Source organism: Microbacterium oleivorans NBRC 103075 (assembly GCF_001552475.1).
Lineage (GTDB): Bacteria > Actinomycetota > Actinomycetes > Actinomycetales > Microbacteriaceae > Microbacterium > Microbacterium oleivorans.
The window spans coordinates 52,076-76,816 of sequence record NZ_BCRG01000010.1; the positions used below are offsets into that span (position 1 = coordinate 52,076).

Annotated in this window: 21 protein-coding genes; 18 read left to right on the forward strand and 3 right to left on the reverse strand. The window is 67.2% G+C overall.

All coding sequences use genetic code 11. The features are described from left to right. Window positions 1-16: 16 nt before the first annotated feature. Window positions 17-2,815: an aminomethyl-transferring glycine dehydrogenase gene (gene gcvP / locus MO1_RS10700; protein ID WP_370670645.1), complete on the forward strand. Its 2,799-nt coding sequence runs from the start codon at window positions 17-19 to the stop codon at window positions 2,813-2,815. Between the two features lie 57 nt (window positions 2,816-2,872). Here gcvP and MO1_RS10705 read toward each other — a convergent pair whose 3' ends face one another. Together MO1_RS10705 and MO1_RS10710 are read right to left on the reverse strand one after the other, a co-directional pair. Further along, a complete protein-coding gene (locus MO1_RS10705) occupies window positions 2,873-3,895 on the reverse strand; it encodes a hypothetical protein (protein ID WP_036312359.1) in 1,023 nt (340 codons plus the stop codon). Window positions 3,896-4,141: 246 nt separating this feature from the next. Continuing rightward, window positions 4,142-4,936 (reverse strand): CPBP family intramembrane glutamic endopeptidase, encoded by a 795-nt coding sequence (locus MO1_RS10710; RefSeq protein WP_060916021.1) that lies wholly within the window; start codon window positions 4,934-4,936, stop codon window positions 4,142-4,144. Between the two features lie 196 nt (window positions 4,937-5,132). On the opposite strand from MO1_RS10710, the gene MO1_RS10715 reads away from it, so the two are divergent. The 17 genes from MO1_RS10715 to MO1_RS14805 all read left to right on the forward strand — a co-directional run bounded on the left by MO1_RS10715 (window position 5,133) and on the right by MO1_RS14805 (window position 23,793). Next, window positions 5,133-6,776, forward strand: a complete 1,644-nt coding sequence (locus MO1_RS10715; protein WP_236081000.1) for a peptide ABC transporter substrate-binding protein — start codon at window positions 5,133-5,135, stop codon at window positions 6,774-6,776. Between the two features lie 188 nt (window positions 6,777-6,964). Continuing rightward, window positions 6,965-7,894, forward strand: a complete 930-nt coding sequence (locus tag MO1_RS10720) for an ABC transporter permease (RefSeq protein ID WP_036312365.1) — start codon at window positions 6,965-6,967, stop codon at window positions 7,892-7,894. Beyond that, window positions 7,884-8,825: an ABC transporter permease gene (locus MO1_RS10725; RefSeq protein WP_036312367.1), complete on the forward strand. Its 942-nt coding sequence runs from the start codon at window positions 7,884-7,886 to the stop codon at window positions 8,823-8,825. The genes MO1_RS10720 and MO1_RS10725 overlap by 11 nt, the downstream gene beginning before the upstream one ends. Further along, window positions 8,822-10,552, forward strand: a complete 1,731-nt coding sequence (locus MO1_RS10730) for an ABC transporter ATP-binding protein (protein WP_060916023.1) — start codon at window positions 8,822-8,824, stop codon at window positions 10,550-10,552. Before MO1_RS10725 ends, MO1_RS10730 begins: the two co-directional genes overlap by 4 nt. Continuing rightward, a complete protein-coding gene (locus tag MO1_RS10735) occupies window positions 10,549-11,160 on the forward strand; it encodes a PH domain-containing protein (RefSeq protein ID WP_060916024.1) in 612 nt (203 codons plus the stop codon). Before MO1_RS10730 ends, MO1_RS10735 begins: the two co-directional genes overlap by 4 nt. A gap of 229 nt (window positions 11,161-11,389) precedes the next feature. Then, on the forward strand, window positions 11,390-12,373 hold the full coding sequence (locus MO1_RS10740) for an ABC transporter permease (RefSeq protein WP_036312373.1): 984 nt from the start codon (window positions 11,390-11,392) through the stop codon (window positions 12,371-12,373). Window position 12,374: 1 nt separating this feature from the next. Then, window positions 12,375-13,301: an ABC transporter permease gene (locus MO1_RS10745; RefSeq protein ID WP_036312375.1), complete on the forward strand. Its 927-nt coding sequence runs from the start codon at window positions 12,375-12,377 to the stop codon at window positions 13,299-13,301. Continuing rightward, a complete protein-coding gene (locus MO1_RS10750) occupies window positions 13,294-15,423 on the forward strand; it encodes an ABC transporter ATP-binding protein (RefSeq protein WP_036312376.1) in 2,130 nt (709 codons plus the stop codon). The genes MO1_RS10745 and MO1_RS10750 overlap by 8 nt, the downstream gene beginning before the upstream one ends. Before the next feature lie 65 nt (window positions 15,424-15,488). Next, window positions 15,489-17,174, forward strand: a complete 1,686-nt coding sequence (locus tag MO1_RS10755; protein WP_217995488.1) for an ABC transporter family substrate-binding protein — start codon at window positions 15,489-15,491, stop codon at window positions 17,172-17,174. Window positions 17,175-17,301: 127 nt separating this feature from the next. Beyond that, on the forward strand, window positions 17,302-19,212 hold the full coding sequence (typA, locus tag MO1_RS10760; protein WP_036312378.1) for a translational GTPase TypA: 1,911 nt from the start codon (window positions 17,302-17,304) through the stop codon (window positions 19,210-19,212). Between the two features lie 18 nt (window positions 19,213-19,230). After that, entirely contained in the window at window positions 19,231-19,935 is a 705-nt protein-coding gene (locus MO1_RS10765) for an AzlC family ABC transporter permease (RefSeq protein ID WP_060916025.1), read from the forward strand. After that, window positions 19,932-20,246 (forward strand): AzlD domain-containing protein, encoded by a 315-nt coding sequence (locus MO1_RS10770; RefSeq protein WP_036312382.1) that lies wholly within the window; start codon window positions 19,932-19,934, stop codon window positions 20,244-20,246. Before MO1_RS10765 ends, MO1_RS10770 begins: the two co-directional genes overlap by 4 nt. A gap of 32 nt (window positions 20,247-20,278) precedes the next feature. After that, a complete protein-coding gene (locus tag MO1_RS10775; RefSeq protein ID WP_036312498.1) occupies window positions 20,279-20,665 on the forward strand; it encodes a hypothetical protein in 387 nt (128 codons plus the stop codon). Window positions 20,666-20,674: 9 nt separating this feature from the next. Beyond that, a complete protein-coding gene (gene fdxA / locus MO1_RS10780; protein ID WP_018188277.1) occupies window positions 20,675-20,995 on the forward strand; it encodes a ferredoxin in 321 nt (106 codons plus the stop codon). Between the two features lie 7 nt (window positions 20,996-21,002). Further along, window positions 21,003-22,118, forward strand: coding sequence for a succinyldiaminopimelate transaminase (gene dapC, locus MO1_RS10785; RefSeq protein WP_060916026.1), 1,116 nt, complete (start codon window positions 21,003-21,005; stop codon window positions 22,116-22,118). A 111-nt stretch (window positions 22,119-22,229) separates the two neighbouring features. Continuing rightward, complete coding sequence (locus MO1_RS10790) at window positions 22,230-23,525, forward strand: citrate synthase (RefSeq protein ID WP_076707650.1); 1,296 nt, start codon at window positions 22,230-22,232, stop codon at window positions 23,523-23,525. Between the two features lie 31 nt (window positions 23,526-23,556). Beyond that, on the forward strand, window positions 23,557-23,793 hold the full coding sequence (locus MO1_RS14805; RefSeq protein ID WP_174520580.1) for an SHOCT domain-containing protein: 237 nt from the start codon (window positions 23,557-23,559) through the stop codon (window positions 23,791-23,793). 3 nt (window positions 23,794-23,796) lie between these two features. Here MO1_RS14805 and dapD read toward each other — a convergent pair whose 3' ends face one another. Then, complete coding sequence (gene dapD, locus MO1_RS10800) at window positions 23,797-24,741, reverse strand: 2,3,4,5-tetrahydropyridine-2,6-dicarboxylate N-succinyltransferase (protein ID WP_036312386.1); 945 nt, start codon at window positions 24,739-24,741, stop codon at window positions 23,797-23,799.

Here is a 24,741-nt window from a genome sequence, read left to right on the forward strand (position 1 = left end):
GGCCGCCCAGGCCGAGATGCTCCGCGTGCTCGGGCGCGGCTCCGTCGAGGAGCTCATGGGCACTGCTGTTCCCGATGCGATCCACGTCGCCGAGCGGGAGAGCATCATCCCGCCCGCCGCGACCGAGGCGGAAGCCCTCGCGGAGCTTCGTGAGCTCGCGTCGCAGAACCGCTCGGCGCGGGCGATGATCGGCCTCGGCTACTACGACACGCTGACCCCGTCGGTCATCCAGCGGAACGTCCTCGAGAACCCGTCCTGGTACACGGCGTACACGCCGTACCAGCCCGAGATCTCGCAGGGTCGGCTCGAAGCGCTCATCAACTTCCAGACGATGGTGACCGATCTCACCGGCCTTGCGACGGCGAATGCCTCGATGCTCGACGAGTCGACCGCCGTGGTCGAGGGGATGCTGGTGGCCCGCCGCGCCTCGAAGTCCGCGTCGAACGTGTTCCTCGTCGACGCCGACGCGCTCCCGCAGACGAAGGCGCTGCTGCACCACCGCGCCGCCGCGATCGGGGTCTCGATCCACGAGACGTCGTTCGACGACGTCGCGGGGCTTCCCGAGTCGTTCGGCGCGTTCGTGCAGTACCCCGGCGCGACCGGACGCGTGTGGGACCCGACCCAGGTCATCGCCGCAGTCCAGGCCCAGAAGGGTCTCGTCGTGGTAGCGGCCGATCTGCTCGCTCTGACCCTCCTCCGCTCGCCGGGATCGATGGGCGCTGATGTCGCCGTCGGGACGACGCAGCGCTTCGGCGTGCCGATGGGCTTCGGCGGACCGCACGCCGGCTACATGGCGGTCCGTGCCGGCCTCGAGCGTCAGCTCCCCGGCCGCCTGGTCGGAGTGTCGATGGATGCCGCGGGTCACCCCGCGTACCGCCTGTCACTGCAGACCCGTGAGCAGCACATCCGCCGGGAGAAGGCGACGTCCAACATCTGCACCGCCCAGGTGCTGCTGGCCGTCATGGCCGCGATGTACGCCGTCTACCATGGCCCGGACGGGCTGAAGCGGATCGCCGAGGAGACCACCGCCAAGGCGTCGCTCCTGCGGGATTGGCTCGTCGAGTCCGGCACCGAGGTGCTGCACGACGCCTTCTTCGACACGCTCGTCGTGCGCACACCCGGCCGAGCCGACGACGTCATCGCCGATGCGCGCCGCCGCGGGTACCAGCTGTGGTTCCGCGACAGCGATTCCGTCGGCATCTCGATCGACGAGACGACGACGGTGGCCGACCTGCAGGCGGTCGCCGCGGTGTTCGGCGTCGAGACCTCGAAGGTGTTCGTGCCGCTCCGCGACCGCAACGCCCACCTGCCCGCGGCGCTCCACCGCACGGACGAGTATCTGACGCATCCGGTGTTCAACACGCACCGTTCCGAGACGGCCATGATGCGTTACCTCAAGCAGCTCGCCGACCGTGACTACGCGCTGGATCGCGGCATGATCCCGCTCGGCTCTTGCACGATGAAGCTCAACGCGGCCACCGAGATGGCGGCGGTCTCGTGGCCGGAGTTCGCCCGCGTGCACCCGTTCGCTCCCGCGGACGACGTCGTCGGCTACCTCGTCATGATCGAGCAGCTCGAGGCCTGGCTGGCAGAAGTCACCGGCTACGACGCGGTCTCCCTGCAGCCGAACGCCGGCTCGCAGGGTGAGCTGGCGGGCCTGCTCGCCATCCGCGGATACCACCACTCCCGCGGCGACGTGCACCGTGACGTCTGCCTCATCCCGTCGTCTGCGCACGGCACCAATGCGGCATCCGCGGTCCTCGCGGGGATGCGGGTCGTCGTCGTCGCGTGCGACGAGGCGGGCAACGTCGACCTGGCCGATCTACGGGCCAAGGTGGCAGCCCACGCCGACAATCTCGCGGCGCTCATGATCACGTACCCGTCGACGCACGGCGTCTACGAGCACGACGTCATGGACATCACCGGCGCGGTTCACGAGGCCGGCGGTCAGGTATACGTCGACGGCGCGAACCTGAACGCCCTGCTGGGCTTCGCGCGGTTCGGGGACCTCGGCGGCGACGTGTCGCACCTGAACCTCCACAAGACCTTCGCGATCCCGCACGGCGGTGGCGGTCCCGGCGTGGGCCCTGTGGCGTCAAAGGCGCACCTGGCGCCGTTCCTGCCCTCGCACCCGATGGCGCAGCGCGCCGAGCACGCGGGCGGATACGTCTTCGACGGCGGACCGGTGTCGGCGGCGCCCTACGGTTCCGCGTCGATCTTGCCGATCTCGTGGGCGTACGTGCGAATGATGGGCGCAGAGGGTCTCCGGCAGGCCACCGCGGCGGCCGTCCTCTCGGCGAACTACGTCGCGCGACGCCTGGAAGCTCACTACCCGGTGCTGTACGCCGGGGAGGGCGGGCTTGTCGCGCACGAGTGCATCCTCGACCTGCGTCCGCTCAAGGAGGCAACCGGTGTGACGGTCGACGACGTCGCCAAGCGGCTCATCGACTACGGCTTCCACGCCCCGACCATGTCGTTCCCCGTCGCGGGGACGCTCATGGTGGAGCCGACGGAGTCCGAGGACCTCGCCGAGCTCGACCGGTTCGTCGAGGCGATGATCGCCATCCGCGCGGAGGCCGACGCCGTTGCGGCGGGGGAGTGGCCGGCGAACGACAACCCGCTCGTGAACGCGCCGCACTCCGCGGCATCCGTCGTCACGAGCGAGTGGGCGCACCCCTACCCTCGCGAGACGGCCGTGTACCCCGTCCCCGGGATCGTGCGCACCAAGTACTGGCCGCCCGTCCGCCGCATCGACAACGCTTACGGTGACCGCAACCTCGTGTGCGCCTGCCCGCCGATCGAGGCCTTCGCCTGAGGATCGCGTGGCCTGCTCTTCTCCGCGAGACTGCACACGGCCGTCGAGACCGCGGGTTCAGACCCTGGTCTCGCCGCGCTCGTGCAGTCTCGCGGCGGGGTGGCGCGGGGCGAGCGCGGTCCGGGCGGTCGCGAGGCGGTACGGGTCAGGCAGCGTGACGCGCTGGAGGCCCGCGCCGCGGAGGATGCCGTCCAGTGACTCCGAGTCGACGAGATCGGACCACCCCCAGTGCACGACGGATCGGATGCCTCGTGACCGGAGACGGTGATCCCGCTCGCGGCGCGCCCGCAGCAAGGGACCCGGGTCGCCGAATCGACCGTCGTATTTGAGATCACCGTCCGCCTCGCCGGCGACCCCCGATCCCGGCCACCAGAAGTCTGTGCGGTCGGTTGCCGCGGGTCCGGTCCACTCGGTTTGCAGCTCGGGCTCCTCGTAGCCGAGCAGCTCGATGATCGCCCGGCTCGCGGACTCGAGCGTGGACTCCGCTTCAGCCCTGGCGCGACGCAGGGGCCATCGGGCGATGCGGCGGCCCCGCGAACTCGGTCGCTGCTCGTTCCGTTCGACGAGCGACTCGATGGATGCCGCTGCGTCCAGGCGCAGCGCCGCGTCCGCTGCGATGAGCCCCACCACCACGTGCCGAGCCCGCGCGAGATCGACAGCGCAGTCCGAGGGTGCGACTGCGGCGAACCCGCCGAGGTCGACGACGTCTCGCGCGCCGATCGTCGTGTGCATCCGGAGACCGGCGTGCAGGCGCGAGGTGCTGTTCTGGCCGCCAAGAGCGTGAACCACGACGGGGTCGCCGAGAACCGGCATCCCCCAGATCGCCGCGGCCGACTCGTGGCTCAGGACGAGCCCCGGGTGTACGAGGAGTGTCGCGTGGATGCGCGCGAGGTATCGGTCCCAGGGGGCGAGTCCCCGCCACAACGCCGTCGGCGCGTACACCCCGCGCACGACGGACACGAGCTCGCCGCGCGCAGACAGGCGGGCGGCGTTCGGCACATCCCGCGCCCGGAGGAGCGGCACGGGGCAGGCGACGGGCGCGGGGCGGACGACGGCTAGGGGGTCAACGCTCGTGGGCATGCCCCCGATGGTCTCGAGCCGGCCCCGGTGCCGCCTCCATCGCGCCCCGCCCGGTGGACACCTCATCGGCGGCGCCGTTCGGTGGAGAAGCCGTCGCCTCGCCGCGTCGCCCCGACGATCCCGCCGATCCCTGATCCCGCCGCGAGACTGCACCCGACGCTCGAGACAGCGGCGTCACGCCGCCGTCTCGGCCTGCACGTGCAGCTCGCGAAATGGAGCCCCGCACTCCCGCGAGCACGCCCGGAGCTACTGCGGCGGGCCGAACACCCCCGGCCACCACGCGGCCGCGAGCGGGTACCCCACGAACGCGATGATGTCGATCAGCACGTGTGCCACGACAAGCGGCATCACCCGGCCCCAGCGCGAATAGACCCAGCCGAACACGACGCCCATCGCCATGTTGCCGACGAGCGGACCGAAGCCCTGGTAGGCGTGATAAGAGCCGCGGAGGACCGCGGTGGACAGGATGATCGTCCATGTGTTCCAGCCCAGCAGGCGCAGCCGATCGAAGAGGTAGCCGACCATGATGACCTCTTCGAGAAGACCCGCCCGCAGCGCCGCGAGCAGGAGGAGCGGCACCGTCCACCACGACGAGTCGATCGGTGAGGCATCCACCTGGACAGTGATCCCCAGCTCGCGCCCCACCGCGTAGAGGGCGAGTCCCGGTACGCCGATGACCAGCACCAGCAGCGCGCCCGACCCGAGGTTGCGTCCGAATTTCTCGAAAGTCAGGCCGATCTTCGAGAACCCCGACCGTGCCGGCTCCCAGAGGAAGTAGACGGCGAGTGCGACGGGTGCGAAGGCGAAGATCGCGGCGAGGAACTGATCGATGACGTCCCACACCGCAGACGGTGCAGCGCCGGGGTTGAGGGACGTCTGCTGGTCGCCGAGGGGCGCCCGAGTCAGCGCCTCGATGAGCGAGAGGACGGAGTAGACAGCCGACCTCCCGAGCGAGAGGGCGAGGATGATCGCGATCTCCCACCACAGCCGTGCGCGGCTCGGAACGGATGACGCTGCGGGAGCGTCCGTGAAGGCTGCCATCCGGTCAGAATGCCACGCGAATGTATGTGACGGATGCCGCGGGGCCGGACAGATCAGAGTGCTTCATCCTGAGCTTCCCAAGTAAAGGCTGTGTAACGGTCTTGCGAGGGATTTGTCGCATTGCGCTCAGCCTGCCTAGTGTGCTTCTCATCACGCCTGGGTCGCTAAGCCTCGACCCGGGCTTTCATTAGGTCTCATGGAGGACACTTTGAAGCGCAACAAGATCGGCGTGGCGAGTCTCGCCCTGCTCGGCGCCACCAGCCTGCTTCTCGCCGGCTGCGCCAGCAGCGGTGGCGGCGACAACACCGACGACAACAGCTCCGGCGGCACGACGACCGAGGTCATCACGACCAACGGTTCGGAGCCCCAGAACCCGCTCGTCCCCACGAACACCAACGAGACCGGTGGCGGCAAGGTCGTCGACTCGATCTTCGCGGGCCTCATCTCCTACAAGGCCGATGGTGCAGTCGAGAACGACGTCGCTGAAGACATCTCCGTCGACTCGCCGACGCAGCTGACCGTCAAGATCCGCAAGGACGCGACGTTCACCAACGGTGACGATGTGACGGCGGACAGCTTCATCGACGCGTGGAACTACGGTGCGCGCCTGTCGAACAAGCAGAACGCCTCGTACTTCTTCGCGGACATCGAGGGCTACAGCGACGCGGAGGACGTCGAGACGCTCTCCGGCCTCAAGAAGGTCGACGACAAGACGTTCACGATCACGCTGAACAAGCCTGCCGGTGACTTCGCGCAGCGCCTCGGCTACTCCGCGTTCTTCCCGCTTCCCAAGGTCGCGTTCGAGGACATGAAGGCGTTCGGAGAGAACCCGATCGGCAACGGCCCCTACAAGCTCGCGAAGGAGGGCGCGTGGGAGCACAACATCCGCATCGACCTCGTTCCCAACGAGTCCTACGAGGGCCCGCGTAAGCCGAAGAACGGTGGCCTCGGCATCGTCTTCTACTCGAGCCAGGATGCCGCGTACACAGACCTCATCAGCGGCAACCTCGATGTGCTGGACGCCATCCCGGACAGCTCGCTCGAGTCCTACGAGTCCGACCTCGACGGTCGCTCGGTCAACCAGCCCGCTGCGATCTTCCAGTCGCTGACGATCCCCGAGTGGCTCGACGGCTTCCAGACCGACGAAGAGGGCAAGCTCCGCCGCGCCGCGATCTCGCACTCGATCAACCGTGACCAGATCACGGAGGTCGTCTTCAAGGGCACCCGTACCCCGGCGAAGGACTTCACGTCGCCCGTTATCGACGGCTGGAGCGACTCCGTTCCCGGAAACGACGTGCTCGCCTACGACCCGAAGCTCGCCAAGGAGCTGTGGGACCAGGCAGACGCGATCAAGCCCTACAGCGGCGAGGACTTCACGATCTCGTACAACGCTGACGGCGGCCACCAGACGTGGGTCGACGCAGTGGCGAACTCCATCTCCAAGACGCTCGGCATCACCGCGGTCGGCAAGCCCTTCCCGGACTTCGCCACCTACCTCGATGCTCGCGACAACGAGAAGGTCGACGCGTTCCGCTCCGGTTGGCAGGCCGACTACCCCGGTCTGTACAACTTCCTCGCCCCGCTCTACGCGACCGGCGCCGGCTCGAACGACGGCAAGTACTCGGACAAGAAGTTCGACGACCTGCTCGCCAAGGGCATCAGTGAGACGGATGAGGCAGCGCGCAACGCCACGCTCCTCGAGGCTCAGTCGGTCCTCTTCGAGGACCTCCCCGCCGTCCCGCTCTGGTACTCGAACGTCAACGGCGGTTGGGCTGACGGCGTGAAGAACGTCAAGTTCGGCTGGAACTCTGTGCCGCTGTACAACGAGATCACCAAGTAATCTCCTCAACAGCATCACCTCACACGAGGCGGTGACGGTCACCCGTCACCGCCTCGTGGCGTGACCCGTCCATCTCACCTTTCTCCCAGGAGTCAGGTCTGAGGATGGGAACCTCAGGGGCGCCGCGCAGCGGGGCCCTTCTTCGTGCGTCAGCACAGATACGTCTTTTCCCTGAAAGGGGGCCGAGGGTGGCCTTTTACATCCTCCGACGGATCGTGCAGGTGATCCCCGTGTTCCTCGGGGCGACCCTGCTGATCTATTTCATGGTCTTCGGCCTGCCCGGAGACCCCATCGCCTCGCTCTTCGGCGACAAGCAGCCGCCGCAGGCCGTCATCGACGCGCTCCGCGAGCAGTACAAGCTCAACGAGCCGTTCATCGTCCAGTACGCGAACTACCTGAGTGGCATCTTCCGTCTCGATTTCGGGACCACGTTCTCGGGTCAGAGCGTCAATGACGTCCTCGCCCGCACGGTGCCCGTCACGATGCGCCTCGCGGTGATGTCCGTCGCGATCGCCTTCGTTCTGGCGCTCGTCGTCGGCGCCCTCTCGGCGATCTGGAAGGGTTCCTTCTTCGACAACGGCGCCCTCGTGACCGCGCTCATCTTCATCGCGATCCCGATCTTCGTCCTCTGCTTCCTCGCCCAGTACTTCCTCGGCGTGCAGCTGCAGTGGTTCCGTCCCACCGTCGGGGGCCGCAACGACTGGGGAGACCTGTGGCTCCCCGCGATCGTGCTGGGGCTCAGCATCTACGCGTCGAGCATGCGCCTCACCCGCGCATCCATGATCGAGACCCTCGGACAGGACTGGGTCCGCACGGCCTACTCGAAGGGCCTCTCGCGCCGCCGCGTCATCCCCGTGCACGTCCTGCGCAACTCGATGATCCCGATGGTGACCGACACGGCGACACAGTTCGGTGTCCTCATGGTCGGCGCGACGGTGACGGAGGGCATCTTCAACGTCCCCGGTGTGGGAAACACGCTGTTCCACGCGATCAACCAGCGGGAGAACCCGACGATCGTCTCGTTCGTCACCATCTTCGTGGTGATCTACGTACTGGTGAACCTGGTCGTCGACCTTCTCTACGGCCTGCTCGACCCGAGGATCCGCTATGTCAAGTAACTCCACGCACTACGTCGCCCCCACCAACACCGAGACGGTGATGGTGGACCAGGTCCGCCTGAGCGAGAAGAAGAGCAACCTGTGGATCGATGCGTGGCGTGATCTGCGTCGCCGCCCGACTTTCTGGGTGTCCGTCGTCCTCTGTGCCGTCATCATCGTCATGGCCGTCGTGCCGACCCTGTTCACATCCGTCGGTCCTTCCGGGGCCGCCTGCGACCTGAGCAACAGCAACGGTGACGCATCGGCCGGGCACCCGCTCGGGTACAACTTCCTCGGCTGCGACATCTGGTCGCGGCTGGTACACGGAACGCGTACCTCGATGCTGGTCGGTGTGATGGCCACCCTGATCTCGACCGTCATCGGTGTGATCATGGGCGCCCTCGCCGGCTTCTACGGCGGATTCCTCGACTCGCTGCTGTCGCGGGTCGGCGACATCTTCTTCACGATTCCCTACATCATCGCGGCTGTCGTGGTGATGTCGGTCCTGGCCGACTACCGGAACGAGTTCGTCCTCGCTCTCGCCATCGGTGGATTCTCTTGGGCGAGCACAGCCCGCATCGCCCGCGCCGAGGTCCTTCGCGTGAAGCAGGCGGATTACGTCACGGCGTCGATCTCGATCGGTCTCTCGCGCTTCCGCACCATGATCACCCACGTTCTGCCGAACGCCATGGCGCCCGTCATCGTCGTGACCACCCTCAGCCTCGGAACGGCCATCGTCGCGGAGTCGACGCTGTCCTTCCTCGGTGTGGGCCTCGGGGGCTCGACGGTGTCCTGGGGTGCGGACATCAGCCAGGCGCAGACGCAGATCAGGACCGCGCCGCTCGCGCTGTTCTGGCCGTCGCTCGCTCTCACCGTCACCGTGCTCGCGTTCATCACCCTCGGTGAGCTCCTCCGCGACGCCGTCGACCCGAAGTCGAGGGCACAGCGATGAGCGACGCACACGAGACCGAGACCCCCATCAGCCGCGCGAGCCTGCGCGGCGGCCACAAGGAGAGCGTCGTGTCGCAGCCCCTTCTGCAGATCCGTGACCTGAAGGTCGCGTTCGGCACCGGCAAGAAGGCGCGCGAGGTGCTCCACGGAGTGGACCTCGACATCTTCCCGGGCGAGACCGTCGCCATCGTCGGTGAATCCGGGTCGGGAAAGTCGACGACCGCCGCCGCGGTCATCGATCTGCTCCCGGGCACGGGCGCCGTCACCGGTGGTTCGATCACGCTGGACGGCGTGGATCTGCTCTCCGCCAGTCGGCGGGAGATGGAATCCATCCGCGGGCGCGACATCGGATACGTCCCGCAGGACCCGATGTCCAACCTGAACCCGGTCTGGTCGATCGGTTTCCAGGTGGAAGAAGCGGTCCGGGCCAACGGACTGGCGTCGAACCGCAAGGAAGCACGCGCACGTGCCATCGAGGTGCTGAAGCAGGCGGGGCTCGCCGACGCGGAGCGTCGCATGCACCAGTTCCCGCACCAGTTCTCCGGAGGTATGCGTCAGCGCGCCCTCATCGGCATCGGTCTCGCGGCCGACCCCAAGCTCCTGATCGCCGATGAGCCCACCAGCGCGCTCGACGTGACGGTGCAGCGGGTCATCCTGGATCACCTCGCCACCCTGACGCGCGAGAAGAACACGGCCGTGCTCTTCATCACGCATGACCTGGGCCTGGCCGCCGAGCGCGCCGACCGCATCATCGTGATGAACCAGGGCGAGATCGTCGAGTCCGGTCCGAGCCGCGCCATCCTCGAGTCGCCGCAGCATCCGTACACGCAGCGACTCGTCGCCGCGGCTCCGAGCATCGCCTCGCAGCGCATCCAGGCGGTCGCCGAGAACCGCGGTGTCGAGCACCTCGACGAGGTTGTGGACACGAAGCCGGTCGTGGAAGTCCGGGACCTCGTCAAGGAGTACAAGATCCGCTCCGGGGGGTTCCGCAGCGAATCGTTCCGCGCTGTCGACAACGTGTCGTTCCAGATCCCGCGCGGCAAGACGCTGGCGCTGGTGGGGGAGTCGGGTTCCGGCAAGTCCACCGTCGCGAAGATGGTCCTCCAGCTCGAGAACCCGACGAGCGGGTCGGTGTTCATCGACGGCGCCGACACGTCGAGCATGGGTCGTGCCGAGGTGTTCGGCCTCCGCAGTCGCATGCAGCCGGTCTTCCAGGACCCGTACGGCTCCCTCGACCCGCTCCGGAGCATCGGCGCCCTCATCGCCGAACCGCTCCGCGTACACGGCGTGGGCGACGAGAAGTCGCGTCGCGAGCGCGTCTACGAGCTGCTCGAACAGGTGTCGCTGCCCCGCGAGGTGGCTTGGCGTTATCCGAACGAGCTGTCCGGTGGCCAGCGTCAGCGCATCGCGATCGCTCGTGCCCTCGCGCTGAAGCCGTCGATCGTCGTCCTCGACGAGGCGGTGTCGGCGCTCGACGTGCTCGTTCAGGATCAGATCCTGCGTCTGCTCGCCGAGCTGCAGTCGGAGCTCGACCTGACGTACCTGTTCATCACCCACGACCTCGCGGTGGTGCGTGTGGCGGCGGACCTCGTCTGCGTCATGGAGCAGGGGCGCGTCGTCGAGCAGGGCACGGTCGATGAGATCTTCGCCTCGCCCACCGAGGAGTACACCCAGCGACTCCTCGCGGCCATCCCCGGAGCGGACATCCCGCTCGGCGGAGCCCGGTGAGCACTGGCCCTCTCAACGGTGAGGCGAGCTCGGGACGTTCCCGGGCCGCCTCACCGCGGGTCTTCCGTGCCGCTTCCGGCACGGTCGCACTGATCCTGGCGTCGCTCGTGACGCTTCTCCTCCTCGTCGATGCCGTGATTCGCGCCGGCTGGGGGGAGATGCTCCTCATCGCTCCGTGGCTGTTGTTGGTCCTCTGGTTCATCTACGTCGGGACGTTCGTCTCCCACGTGGCGATCGATGCCGACGGAGCGACGGTCCAGAACCTCCTGCGCGTCGTGCGGGTCCCTTGGGCGCGCGTGACGGATATCGGCATCCGCTATCAGGTCAGATTCAGTCTGGATGACGGTCGCATCGTGAATGCGTTCGGTGGACCCGTCGCCGGACGCCCCGCCCGCCCTGGCCTGAGAGAGGATCGGAACCCGCGGGCGCGGATCCCTCCCGCGCTCCGCGATCTGGAGCTGATCCGCGAGCAGTGGCTCGACGCGACTGAAACCGGTTCCGACGGGGGGCCGGTCGTCCGAAGGTGGGATCTGCCCGCGCTCGGCGTGTTGCTGCTTATTCTCGTCTGGGGGCTGAGCGCGGTGCTCATCAGCGGGGCTGTGGGCTGAGCGTACTGGCGGTTTTGCGGCGTGTTCACAGTCATTTTGCGAGCACGTCACGCAATGTTACGTTCATACAAAGAGTTATCCAGACGGTCTTGTCAGCGTTGATGAGCGAGTTAGGGTCGTTGAGGCCGGACCCGGTTCCGGCACTTCGAACGCAACGCAAGAGCGCGTAAGCCCGAGAAAGAGCACCACTTATGTTTGTGCCAGCGACCCGAACGACTGGGATCTCCCGGTGACGCTGTACGTCCTCCGCCGGTTCGTCAACTACGCGATCCTGAGCCTGATCGCCACCTGCATGGCCTATGTGCTGGCCAGCTCGATCTTCAGGCCGGGCGACGCGTTCTACGGCAGGAACCCCCGACCTCCGCAATCGTCCATCGACGCCTCCCTCGCTCAGCTCGGCCAGAGCCCGGACGTTCCGGTTATCGCCCGTCTGTGGCACTGGCTCGTCGGTCTCTTCACGCAGGGGTCGCTCGGCATCACGATCGGCAAGCAACCGGTCGTCGAGGAGATCATCGCCCGGTCCGGCGCCAGCCTTCGGCTCCTCCTGATCGGTTCGCTCATCGGAGCCGTGGTCGGCGTTCTGCTCGGGGTGTGGGGCGCCGTCCGCCAGTACCGCGCAAGCGACCAGATCGTCACCTACGGCTCGTTCCTGATCTTCGCGACGCCGACCTTCGTCGTCGGTGTGCTCCTGATGATCGGTGCGACCGCCCTCAACAACTCGATCGGCGTGCAGTTGATCACCTTCACGGGTGAATACAGCGCAGGCATCAGCGGAAGCTGGTGGGATCTGACCCTTGACCGGGCGGTTCATCTTCTGTTGCCGACTCTGGCGCTCATACTCATGAGCGCAGCCAGCTATTCGCGCTACCAGCGCAGCGTCATGCTGGACGTCCTCGGAGCCGACTACATCCGCACGGCCCGGTCAAAGGGACTCGAGCGCGGACCGGCGCTTTTCCGCCACGGCGTGCGCATCGCGCTCATCCCGATGTCGACCTTTTTCGCGTACAGCTTCGGCACACTCGTCGCGGGCTCCGCCATGCTCGAGATCGTTTTCAGCTGGCGCGGCATGGGGCAGTTCCTGCTCCAGGCCGTCAACACGAACGACGTCAACGCGGCAGCGGGAAGCACCCTCTTCGTCGCCATCCTCGTGCTGCTCTCCTCGACGTTCTCGGAGATCATCTACGCCGCCCTCGACCCCCGTGTGAGGAGCTGACATGGTCATCGCTCAGCAAGAAGCCGTCGAGGTGAGCCTCGATGACGAACAGACCATCACCAAGCAGCGCCGTCCGCTCTCCAGAAACGGTCTCGTCTGGCGGCGTCTGCGCGGAATGCCGCGGTTCTGGGTCGGCGCCATCGCCTTCGCCGCCATCGTGCTGCTGTCGATCGTCGGGCCGTTCCTGACGCCGTGGTCGATCACCGATCGCGACATCTACAACATGGGCATGGGGCCGACCCTCCGCCACTGGTTTGGCACCAACAGCATCGGGCAGGACATCTTCGCCCAGACGATGGCGGGGCTGCAGAAGTCCCTCATCATCGGTCTCGTCGCCGGCATCCTCGGGACGCTGCTCGCGGCCGTCATCGGCTCCGTCGCAGGCTACGTCGGAGGAGTCACCGACAAGGTCATCAGCTGGTTCACCCACCTGCTGCTCGTCGTGCCGTCGTTCTTCATCCTCATCCTGCTGAGCCCGCTGTTCAAAAGCCTCTCTTGGGTCGCGTTGACGTTCTTCCTCGCGATCTTCAGCTGGATGATCATGGCGCAGGTCGTCCGCAACCAGACGCGCTCGCTGCGCAACCGCGACTTCGTGCGGGCCGCACGCTACATGGGTCTGCCGACGCGGAAGATCCTGAGCCGCCACATCCTCCCGAACATCGCGTCCCTGCTCATCATCGACGTGACCCTCGGAATCGTCTCGATGATCATGTCCGAGACGTCTCTGAGCTATTTCGGGTTCGGCGTGCAGAAACCAGACGTCTCGCTCGGCACCTTGCTCGCGGACGGCACGTCGGCTGCGCTGACACGCCCGTGGCTGTTCGTCTTCCCGGCGGGTGTCCTCATCGTCCTTCTTTTCGCCATCAGTCTCATCGGCGACGCCCTTCGCGATGCGATCGACCCGACCTCGGGGGCCAACCGTGCCTGAATCCCTTTTCTCTTCGCCGCAGTCCCACCGCACACCACTCCTCTCGGTCCGCGACCTCAGCGTCACCTTCCCCCAACGGGGTTCGGGCGACGTGCAAGCCGTCCGCGGCATCTCGTACGACGTCCACCCGGGGGAGTTCCTCGGCATCGTCGGCGAGTCCGGCTCCGGCAAGTCCGTGTCGTCCCTCGCCGTCATGGGCCTCCTGCCCACCAACGCGCAGGTAACCGGCTCGATCGAATTCGAGGGCAAGTCGCTTCTCGGCATGGACGACAAGAAGCTGTCGCGTATCCGTGGCAAGCACCTTTCGATGGTCTTCCAGGACCCGCTGTCGGCTCTGACTCCCGTCTACACCGTCGGTGATCAGATTGCCGAGGCGCTCCGTCTCCATGATTCGAAGCTGTCGGCTCAGGCGGCGGCAGCTCGCGCCGTCGAGCTGCTGAAGACCGTCGGCATCCCCGATCCCGAGCGGCGCGCCAAGGCGTTCCCGCATGAGTTCTCGGGCGGTATGCGCCAGCGCGCGATGATCGCGATGGCGATCGCGAACGACCCGAAGGTGATCATCGCCGACGAGCCCACGACGGCTCTCGACGTCACCATCCAGGCACAGATCCTCGAGGTCCTCGAAAAAGCCAAGGACATCACCGGTGCGGCGGTCGTGCTCATCACGCACGACCTGGGTGTAGTCGCAGGTCACGCCGACCGCGTGGGCGTCATGTACGCCGGCAAGCTCGTCGAACTCGGCACGACGGATCAGGTTTTCCACGAGCCGCAGATGCCGTACTCGATCGGTCTGCTGCGTTCGGTTCCCAACATGCTCACTGCGGGAACGCAACGGCTCGTTCCGCTCGAAGGTCGCCCGCCCTCTCTGGCGGCGCTGCCCAAGGGGTGCCCCTTCGCAGCCCGTTGCCCCATCGCCGTGGACGCGTGCCGGGACGTCGAGCCCGACCTGGTCGCGCACGATCCCGCCTCGGGACCGGATCACGTCGCGGCCTGCATCCGCGGCGGCGAGATCGCCCGTGGCGAGATCCCGCGCGGCGAGGTCTTCACCGTCGCGGATCCGATCATCGAGGGCGAGCTCGTCGACTCCGGTGCGGCGCCAGTCGTCGAGGTCACGGACCTGCGCCGACACTTCCCGCTCATGAAGGGTGCGATCTTTCCGCGCCGTGTGGGCACGGTGCGTGCCGTCGACGGCGTGTCGTTCACACTGAAGCCGGGGCGCACGATGGGCCTCGTAGGGGAGTCGGGCTGCGGCAAGACGACGACGATCCTCGAGATCATGGAGATGACCGCTCCGCAGTCGGGATCGATCAAGATCAACGGCAAGGATGTCGGTTCGCTCAGCCCCCGCGAGCGCCATGCGCTCCGTCGCGACGTGCAGATCGTCTTCCAGGATCCGATGGGCGCCATCGACCCCCGCCTTCCGATCAGCGAGGTCATCACCGAGCCGCTCTGGGCGATCGGCGCCAAGAAGGCGGACCGCGACAAGCGTGCGCTCGAACTGCTGGACCTCGTCGGGCTCGACCCGTCGATGTCCGACCGCTACCCGCATGAGTTCTCGGGTGGTCAGCGTCAGCGCATCGGCATCGCGCGCGCCCTCGCGACGAATCCGTCGGTCATCGTGCTCGACGAGCCGGTGTCCGCGCTCGACGTGTCCATCCAGGCGGGCGTCATCAACCTGCTCGAGGATCTGAAGGCCCGATTGGGACTGTCGTACCTCTTCGTCGCTCACGACCTGGCTGTCGTGCGTCAGATCGCCGACGACGTCGCGGTGATGTATCTCGGTTCCGTCGTGGAGCAGGGGCCGGTGTCGACGGTGTTCGGCAACCCGCAGCACCCTTACACGAAGGCGCTCATCTCCGCGGCTCCCATCCCCGACCCCCGCATCGAGCGCGGTCGCACGCGGGTGCTTCTGCAGGGCGATCTGCCGAGCCCGACGCAGGAGATCAGCGGATGCCGGTTCCGTACCCGCTGCCCCCTGTACAAGCTTCTCGACGAGACGCGCCAGGAGATGTGTCGCTCCGCCGAGCCGGAGCTGACAGCCCACGGCCGTGCGCGCGTCGCCTGCCACCACGTCGAGGAATCGACGCTGGTCGACGAGGTCGCGTTGTCGGCCGCATCCTGAACCCCCTCCGGCGGGCGCACCATTCCGCCGGTGGTCACCAAAAGGTAAACGAGAGGAACAATCACATGAAGATTCGAGGTGCAAAGCCGTTCGGGTCTTTGGCGCTGCTCGGCGTCGCCGCACTCGTGATCTCTGGTTGTGCTGCCGGCAACACCGGTGCGCCCACCCAGAGTGCGTCTGCGGCTCCGGAACTCCCTGCCACGGCATGGACCCGGGCCGATGCGGCCAAGGTCAAGGACGGCGGCACGCTGACCCTCGCGGTCGGATCGCTGCCCGTGCAGTTCAACATCAACCAGGTCGACGGCAACGAGTCCGACACGGTGAGCATCGTCTCGGGCACCACCGGCGGACCTTTCAAGATCAAGGAAGACGGCACTCCGGTCGTCGACGAGAACTACGCCTCCTCGGCCGAGATCACCAGCGACGACCCGCAGATCGTCGAGATCAAGCTGAACCCGGACGCCAAGTGGGAAGACGGCACGCCGATCACGGCCGCCGACTACATCGCGTACTGGAAGGCGCAGAACGGCTCCAACGAGGCGTTCACCCCGGCGTCCACCGCCGGCTGGGAGGACATCTCCTCGGTCGAGCAGGGCGCCGACGAGTACGACGTCAAGATCACGTTCTCGAAGATCTACGCCGACTGGCAGGCGTTGTTCACGGGCGGGCTGCTTCCGGCATCCATCTCGAGCGACCCCAAGGCGTACAACGACGGCTACCGCACGAAGGCGGTCCCGTCGGCTGGTCCGTTCAAGATCTCGAAGATCGACTCGACCGGTCAGGTCGTCACCCTCGAGCGCAACCCGCAGTGGTGGGGAGCGACCCCGAAGCTCGAGACCGTCCTGTACCGCGCGGTCAGCCAGGACCAGCAGGGTGCCTCGTTCGCCAACTCGGAGCTCGACGCTCTGTACATCTCGGCCAACGCCGACCTGTACCAGACGGCCAAGACGCGCTCCGACGCCAAGATCGAGACGTCGGGTGGCACGACCTGGACTCACGTCACGATGAACGCGAAGGAGGGCCCGCTCTCCGACGTCAACGTCCGTAAGGCCGTCGAGTCGATCGTGAGCCGCGAGCAGATCGCCGCCTCGGCGAACACGCCCGTCGACGCCCCTCCGATCACGCAGGGAGATTACATCTTCATGCCGGGTCAGAACGGCTACGAGGACAAGGCTCCCAAGACCGACACGAAGAAGGCGGCGGAGTACCTCAAGGAAGCCGGATACGAGGGCAGCGAGGGCGAGAGCTGGACCAAGGACGGCAAGGCGCTCACGCTCAGCGTCACGGTTCCCGCCGACACGGCGACGAACATCCAGCGCTCCGAGCAGGTCCAGGCGGACCTCAACGCGTTCGGCATCCCGGTCAAGCTCGAGACCGTTCCCGCTGCGACCTACTTCAGCGACTACGTCATCCCGGGCAACTTCGAGATGGTGTCGTTCTCGTGGGTCGGCACGCCGTTCCCGATCTCTTCGTCGGAGGCGCTGTACTACCCGCTCGACTCCGAGTCGAACTTCACGGGCACGACGGATGACAAGCTCGGCGACCTGTACGACCAGGCCAACTCCGAGCTCGACCCCGCGGCGCGCATCGAGATCGCGAAGAAGATCAACGATGTGATCTGGGACTACATGCCGATGTTCCCGATCGCGCCGCTTCCGAACGTTTACGCCGTCAAGGAAGGTCTCGTCAACTGGGGTGCCACCCAGTTCGAGACCATCGACTGGACGATCGTCGGCTGGGCTGCCGAGTAAGCAGTCCGCACACACAGCACCGGCGGGGCGGGGACCGAAAGGTCCTCGCCCCGTCGGCGTTCAGCAGGCTGCGGTAAAGTGGACTGCCGGCATCCCGGCGACACCCTCTCTGCAAGGAATCCCCTTCATGGCGCACGCCCTCCGTCCTGACCTCCGCAACGTCGCGATCGTCGCGCACGTCGACCACGGCAAGACGACGCTCGTCGACGCCATGCTCCGCCAGACCGGCTCGTTCGGCTCGCACGAGCACATGGAAGAACGCGCCATGGACTCGAACGACCTCGAGCGCGAAAAGGGCATCACGATCCTCGCGAAGAACACGACGATCACCTACAAGGGCCTCCACTCCGAGGAGCCCGTGACGATCAACGTCATCGACACCCCCGGCCACGCCGACTTCGGCGGCGAGGTCGAGCGCGGTCTGTCGATGGTCGACGGTGTCGTTCTTCTCGTCGACGCCAGTGAGGGCCCGCTCCCGCAGACGCGGTTCGTTCTCCGCAAGGCGCTCGAGGCGAAGCTCCCCGTCATCCTCCTGGTCAACAAGACCGACCGACCCGACGCCCGCATCGCCGAGGTCGAGGAAGAAGCCCACGACCTGCTGCTCGGTCTCGCGTCCGACCTCCAGGACGACGTGCCCGACCTCGACGTCGACGCCCTGCTCGACGTTCCCGTCGTCTACGCCTCGGGCCGCGCCGGCGCCGCATCGCGGAACCGTCCCGACAACGGATCGCTTCCCGACAACGACGACCTCGAGCCGCTCTTCGGTGCGATCCTCGAGCACGTCCCCGCTCCGGCCTACGACGACGAGGCGCCTCTCCAGGCCTGGGTCACGAACCTCGACTCCTCGCCGTTCCTCGGGCGTCTCGCACTCCTGCGTGTCTTCAACGGCACCCTGAAGAAGGGTCAGACCGTTGCCTGGGTGCGTGCCGACGGCACCACCAGCAACGCTCGCATCACGGAGCTCCTGAAGACCCGCGCCCTCGAGCGCTACCCGGCCGAGTCGGCCGGCCCCGGCGACATCGTCGCCATCGCCGGCTTCGAGGACATCACGATCGGCGAGACCATCGCCGACCCCGAGGACGTCCGCCCGCTGCCGCAGATCCACGTCGACGATCCCGCGATCTCGATGACGATCGGCACGAACACCTCGCCCCTCATGGGCAAGGTCAAGGGTCACAAGCTGACGGCGCGCATGGTCAAGGACCGCCTCGACCGCGAGCTCATCGGTAACGTCTCGATCCGCGTCGTCGACATCGGTCGTCCGGACGCCTGGGAAGTTCAGGGCCGTGGCGAGCTCGCTCTGGCGATCCTCGTCGAGAACATGCGTCGCGAAGGCTTCGAGCTGACAGTCGGCAAGCCGCAGGTCGTCACCAAGCAGGTCGACGGCAAGACCCACGAGCCCTTCGAGCACCTGACGATTGATGCGCCCGAAGAGTACCTCGGAGCGATCACGCAGCTCCTCGCCGCCCGCAAGGGCCGCATGGACAACATGACGAACCACGGCACCGGCTGGGTCCGCATGGAGTTCATCGTCCCCTCGCGCGGTCTCATCGGCTTCCGTACCGAGTTCCTCACCACGACCCGTGGCACAGGCATCGCGAACGCGATCTCGCACGGCTACGAGCCGTGGGCCGGCCACATCTCGACGCGCCAGAACGGCTCCATCGTCGCCGACCGCTCCGGCGTCGTGACCCCCTTCGCGATCATCGGCCTCCAGGAGCGCATGTCGTTCTTCGTCCAGCCGACGCAGGAGGTCTACGAAGGCATGGTCGTCGGCGAGAACTCGCGTGCCGACGACATGGACGTGAACATCACGCGTGAGAAGAAGCTGACGAACATGCGAGCGGCCAGCTCCGACTCGTTCGAGTCGATGACGCCGCCCCGTCTTCTCACGCTCGAGGAGAGCCTCGAGTTCGCGCGTGACGACGAATGCGTCGAGGTCACGCCCGAGGTCGTCCGCATCCGCAAGGTGAGCCTGGCTGCAACGGACCGCGCGCGTGCGACCGCGCGTCTGAAGCGCCAAGACGCCAACTCCTGATCCCGCGGTGACACCCCAATGACGGGTGACGAGACGCCGACCCGGCGCGCATGGCGCGACGCGGTCGGCGTCGTCGTTGCGACCAGCGCCTACGGCGTCTCCTTCGGCGCGTTATCTGTGGCGTCCGGGCTCGACGTCTGGCAGACCTGCGTGCTCAGCCTGCTGATGTTCACCGGCGGATCGCAGTTCGCTTTCGTCGGTGTCATCGGCGGCGGGGGAGTGCTCGGCGCGGCGATCGCGTCGGCGGGTCTCCTCGGTATCCGGAACGTCGCCTACGGCCTCAGGATGTCGCCCGTGGTGGGCGTCGGCTTCTGGCGGCGAGCCGCGGCATCCCACTTCACGATCGATGAGTCGACCGCGGTCGCTCTCGCTCAGACGGATGCCGATGCCCGCCGCGTCGGCTTCTGGGTGACCGGCATCGGCATCTACGTCGGCTGGAACCTGACGACCCTGGCTGGCGCCCTCCTCGGCGATGTCCTCGGCGATGTGAAGACTTACGGGTTGGATGCCGCGGCCGCAGCGGCGTTCCTCGCATTGCTGTGGCCTCGCCTGAAGCGGCGTCAGGCGGTTGCGGTGGCCGCGGCTGCCGCGGTCGTCGCCGCAGTCCTCACTCCCGCTCTCATGCCAGGGCTCCCGGTCCTCGTCGCGGCTCTCGTCGCCGTGGTCGTGGGATGGACGAACTGGTTCGCGGGCCGTTCTTCGACGGCGGAGGTGACGTCATGACTCTGTGGCATGCGGTGCTCGTCGCCTCGATCGTCTGCGTGGCGCTCAAGACGGTGGGTTACCTCGTCCCGCCGGCGTGGTTCGAAACGCCCCGGTCGTCGCGCACGATCGACCTGCTGACCGTCGCTCTTCTGGCCGCTCTGGTCGTCGTGCAGACCCTCGGAGTCGGGCAGGCGATCGTCGTGGACGCGAGAGTCCCGGCACTTCTGGTGGCCGGCGGTCTCCTGGCGATCCGCGCCCCTTTCCTCGTCGTCGTGGCGGCCGCGGCCGCCGTCGCGGCTCTCCTCCGCCTCTGGGGGTGGGCGGCATGATCCTCTCGGGAACGCGCGCCTAGACTGTGGAGGTGAACGTCCTCCTCGCCCGCATCGCCACGTGGGTGCTCGCCGCCATCATCGGCGTCGTCTACGGAGTGGCCGGCACGATCGGTCAATCCGCGGTCTGGGGCGTCCTTCCCGTGGGGCTCCTCGTCGCCTCGATCGGCTTCCTCGCGCTGCTGATCGCCGTCCGCATCCTCACGGGGGAGCGGGCCTCCGCCCTCGCGTGCGGTCTCGGCGCCCTGCTCGCCACTCTCGTCTTCGCGAACGAAGGGCCCGGCGGCTCCGTCGTGGTTCCTGCGCCGCCGGTGGGCGCGGTCATCACCCCGGGTCTCATCTGGACGTTCGTGGTCCCCCTGGTCGCGGCCCTCGTCGTGGCGTGGCCGTCGGCGTCCCGCCTCCGATCCACGAACTAGACTCATTCCGTGACGTATGTGATCGCCCTCCCGTGCGTGGATGTCAAGGATCGAGCCTGCATCGACGAGTGTCCTGTCGACTGCATATACGAAGGCGAGCGGTCGCTCTACATCCACCCCGATGAGTGCGTCGACTGCGGCGCCTGCGAGCCGGTGTGCCCTGTCGAGGCCATCTACTACGAAGACGACCTCCCCGCCGAGTGGCAGGACTACTACACGGCGAACGTCGAGTTCTTCGAGGACCTCGGCTCTCCCGGCGGCGCCGCCAAGGTCGGCGTCATCGCGAAGGACCACCCCGTGATCGCGGGTCTTCCTCCGCAGGCCCACTGACCGTCTCATGAGCGTCCGCGACCTCGCTGACTACCCGTGGGACGCCGTCGCTCCGTACGCGGAGCGTGCGCGACAGCATCCCGGCGGCATCGTCGACCTCTCGATCGGCTCGCCCGTCGACCCGACCCCCGACGTCGTCGCCGACGCCCTGCGCCGGGCCACCGACGCACATGCGTACCCGCAGACGGTCGGGACGCCGGCCCTGCGTGAGGCCATCGTGGCCTGGTACGCCCGGCGCCGCGGCGTGACGGGGCTGACTCCGTCCCATGTCGTGCCGACCGTGGGGTCGAAAGAACTCGTCGCACTTCTCCCGCTGCTCCTGGGCCTCGGTCCCGACGACACGGTCGTCCATCCTCGTGCCGCCTATCCCTCGTACGAGGTCGGTGCGCGTCTCGTCGGAGCTGCTCCGCTCGCCTCCGACGATCCTGACGAGTGGCCTGTCGGCACGCGCCTCGTCTGGCTCAACACGCCCGGAAATCCCGATGGCGGTGTTCTGGGAGTCACCGACCTCCGCCGCGCCGTCGAGCGGGCCCGCGAGCTCGGAGCGGTGCTGGCCTCCGACGAGTGCTACGCCGAACTCGGCTGGGACGGGCCGTGGGCGGATGCCGCCGTGCCCAGCATCCTCGATCCGAGCGTGACGGACGGTGACGTCGCCGGGGTTGTGTCCGTCTACTCCCTGAGCAAGCAGTCGAACCTCGCCGGCTATCGGGCGGCCTTCCTCGCGGGCGATCCTGCGCTCGTCGAACGCCTCGTCACCGCACGCAAGCATCTCGGGCTCATGGTCCCCGGTCCCGTGCAGGCTGCCATGATCGCCGCTCTCGGCGACGATGCGCACGTCGAGCATCAGCGCGAGCTGTACCGGTCCCGCCGGAACACCCTGAAGCCCGCGGTGGAAGCTGCCGGCTTCCGCATAGACCGGAGTGAAGCCGGGCTGTACCTGTGGGCGACCGCGGGGGAGGAGGCGTGGGACTCGCTGGGACGCCTCTCCGAACTCGGCATCCTGGCCGGACCCGGACACTTCTACGGGACTCATTTCCCGCAGCACGTGCGCTTCTCGCTCACGGCGACCGACGAGCGCATCGCGGAGGCCGCACGCCGACTGAGGGCATCCGTCTCGTCGTAGCTGATTCGTAGGATTCCTCCCATGGATCGCGAGATCCGTTGGGCGCGTCAGGAGACGCGCCATCTCCCCAGTAGGCTGTAAAAACCGCTCCGACGACCGCAAGGAGGCTTCGTGACCAACGCGGACACCCCTCAGATCGCTACCGTGACCATCGGTGACACGACGGCAGAACTCCCGCTCATCTCGGGAAGTGAAGGGGTGCCGAGCGTCGACTTCTCCTCCTTCACGAAGCAGACGGGTCACACCTCGCTCGACTACGGGTTCGTCAACACGGCGTCCACGAAGTCGTCCATCACCTACATCGACGGTGATCAGGGCATCCTGCGCTACCGCGGCTACCCGATCGAGCAGCTCGCACAGCACAGCACGTACCTCGAGGTCGCCTGGCTCCTGCTCTACGGAGAGCTGCCGACGGCCGACGAGCTCGCGGGGTGGGACGAGAAGATCCGTCGCCACACGCTCCTCCACGAAGATCTCAAGCACTTCTTCTCCGCGCTTCCGCACACGGCGCACCCGATGTCGGTGCTCTCCGCTGCGACCGCTGCGCTCTCGACCTACTACGAGGGCCAGAGCGACCCGCACAACCCCGAGCACGTCGAGCTCAACACGATCCGGATGCTCGCGAAGCTTCCTGTCATCGCGGCGTACGCGCACAAGAAGAGCATCGGGCACGCGTTCCTCTACCCGGACAACTCGCTGAGCTTCGTCGACAACTTCCTCAAGCTGAACTTCGGCAACAACGCGGAGCCGTACGAGATCAACCCCGTGATGTCGCGCGCGCTCGAGCGCCTGCTCATCCTGCACGCGGACCACGAGCAGAACGCGTCGACCTCGACGGTGCGCCTCGTCGGATCGACGGGCGCGAACCAGTTCTCGTCCATCTCCGCTGGAATCAACGCGCTCTACGGGCCGCTTCACGGTGGCGCCAACGAGGCAGTCCTCGACATGCTCGGTCGCATTCGCGACTCCGGCGAGAGCGTCCAGCGCTTCGTCGAGCGGGTCAAGAACAAGGAAGACGGTGTCAAGCTCATGGGCTTCGGGCACCGCGTCTACAAGAACTACGACCCGCGCGCGAAGCTCGTGAAGGAGTCCGCTGACGAGGTGCTCCGCGAACTGGGCGTCGAGGATCCGCTGCTGGCCCTCGCGAACGAGCTCGAAGAGATCGCCCTCAGCGACGATTATTTCAAGGAACGGCGTCTGTACCCCAACGTCGACTTCTACACCGGCGTCATCTACAAGGCGATGGGCTTTCCGACCCGGATGTTCACGCCCCTGTTCGCGATCGGACGCCTGCCGGGCTGGCTGGCGCACTGGCGCGAGATGCAGAACGACCCGCAGACCAAGATCGGGCGTCCGCAGCAGTTGTACACCGGCGCCGGCGAGCGCGACTACCCGACGGCGCACTGAGGCTGAGGGGCTCGCCCGCGAGGGTGAGCCCATGAGTCTCAGAGCGGGCATGACGGGTTCGACGTCAGCCGCAGGTGTGGGCATTTTCGGTCCCGGCGGTGTCACCGAGTTCTTCCGCCGGAGCCATGTGCTCTCGTCCTCGGCTAACGCTGCGCAAGGCCCACGTTCCATCGAGCAGCGACTCGCCGAGCTCGACGATCTCCGCACCCGCGGCGTCATCAGTGACGATGAGCACCGGGATGCGCGTGCGGCGATCCTGAAGGGCTGAACCTCAGGCGTGCAGGTCGGCGTTCAACGTGACGCCGACGCCTTCGCGCCGCACCGCTTCCACAGCTCCGGAGAGGGAGTTCCGCCGGAACAGAATGCCGTCCCGGCCGGAGAGCTCGGCGCCCTTCGCCGTGGGCCGCGTGCCGTCGTGGCGCACGGGTTCGCCGGCGAGGACGATCTTCGTGCCGGCAGTGACGTAGAGACCTGCTTCGACGATGCAGTCGTCGCCGAGCGAGATCCCGATGCCCGCGTTCGCGCCGAGGAGCGTGCGTCGGCCGATCGACACGCGGTGGTTCCCGCCCCCGGAGAGGGTGCCCATGATCGAGGCACCGCCGCCCACATCGCTGCCGTCGCCGACGACGACGCCCTGCGAGATGCGCCCTTCCACCATGGATGCGCCGAGCGTGCCGGCGTTGAAGTTCACGAAGCCTTCGTGCATCACGGTGGTCCCGGGCGCGAGGTGGGCGCCCAGGCGCACGCGCGAAGCGTCGGCGATGCGCACTCCCGGCGGCACGACGTAGTCGGTGAGGCGCGGGAACTTGTCGAGGCCGTTCACCTGGATGCCGGCGCGCTGCAGGCCCGGGCGGATCCGGGTCACATCGTCGGGGTGCACCGGGCCCGCACTCGTCCACGCGACGTTCGGCAGGTGGCCGAAGATACCGGTGAGGTCGAGCTCGTTGGGGGCGACGAGGCAGTGCGACAGAGCATGCAGGCGCAGATAGGCGTCGGACGTCCCGGTCGGAGGGGCATCCAGATCGATCTCGACGACCACGACCTCGACGGTGACGGCGCGACGCTCGTCCGGACCGGCGAACGCGGCGAGCTCGGAGGTGTCGGCGTCGGCCGGTGCGCGACCGAGGGCGGGCGACGGGTACCAGGTGTCGAGCACGGTTCCGTCCGCGCTCGTCGTTGCCAGACCGATGCCCCAGACCCACCGTGCGTCACTCAT

Excerpts from the sequence above, each read along its gene's own strand:
- MO1_RS10765 (WP_060916025.1), top strand. The coding sequence starts at position 19,231 with ATGACGGGTGACGAGACGCCGACCCGGCGCGCATGGCGCGACGCGGTC.
- MO1_RS10745 (WP_036312375.1), top strand. The coding sequence starts at position 12,375 with ATGGTCATCGCTCAGCAAGAAGCCGTCGAGGTGAGCCTCGATGACGAA.
- MO1_RS10755 (WP_217995488.1), top strand. The coding sequence starts at position 15,489 with ATGAAGATTCGAGGTGCAAAGCCGTTCGGGTCTTTGGCGCTGCTCGGC.
- MO1_RS10715 (WP_236081000.1), top strand. The coding sequence starts at position 5,133 with ATGGAGGACACTTTGAAGCGCAACAAGATCGGCGTGGCGAGTCTCGCC.
- dapD (WP_036312386.1), bottom strand. The coding sequence starts at position 24,741 with ATGAGTGACGCACGGTGGGTCTGGGGCATCGGTCTGGCAACGACGAGC.
- MO1_RS10770 (WP_036312382.1), top strand. The coding sequence starts at position 19,932 with ATGACTCTGTGGCATGCGGTGCTCGTCGCCTCGATCGTCTGCGTGGCG.
- MO1_RS10725 (WP_036312367.1), top strand. The coding sequence starts at position 7,884 with ATGTCAAGTAACTCCACGCACTACGTCGCCCCCACCAACACCGAGACG.
- MO1_RS10710 (WP_060916021.1), bottom strand. The coding sequence starts at position 4,936 with ATGGCAGCCTTCACGGACGCTCCCGCAGCGTCATCCGTTCCGAGCCGC.
- MO1_RS10705 (WP_036312359.1), bottom strand. The coding sequence starts at position 3,895 with ATGCCCACGAGCGTTGACCCCCTAGCCGTCGTCCGCCCCGCGCCCGTC.
- typA (WP_036312378.1), top strand. The coding sequence starts at position 17,302 with ATGGCGCACGCCCTCCGTCCTGACCTCCGCAACGTCGCGATCGTCGCG.
- gcvP (WP_370670645.1), top strand. The coding sequence starts at position 17 with ATGCTCCGCGTGCTCGGGCGCGGCTCCGTCGAGGAGCTCATGGGCACT.
- dapC (WP_060916026.1), top strand. The coding sequence starts at position 21,003 with ATGAGCGTCCGCGACCTCGCTGACTACCCGTGGGACGCCGTCGCTCCG.
- MO1_RS14805 (WP_174520580.1), top strand. The coding sequence starts at position 23,557 with ATGAGTCTCAGAGCGGGCATGACGGGTTCGACGTCAGCCGCAGGTGTG.
- MO1_RS10730 (WP_060916023.1), top strand. The coding sequence starts at position 8,822 with ATGAGCGACGCACACGAGACCGAGACCCCCATCAGCCGCGCGAGCCTG.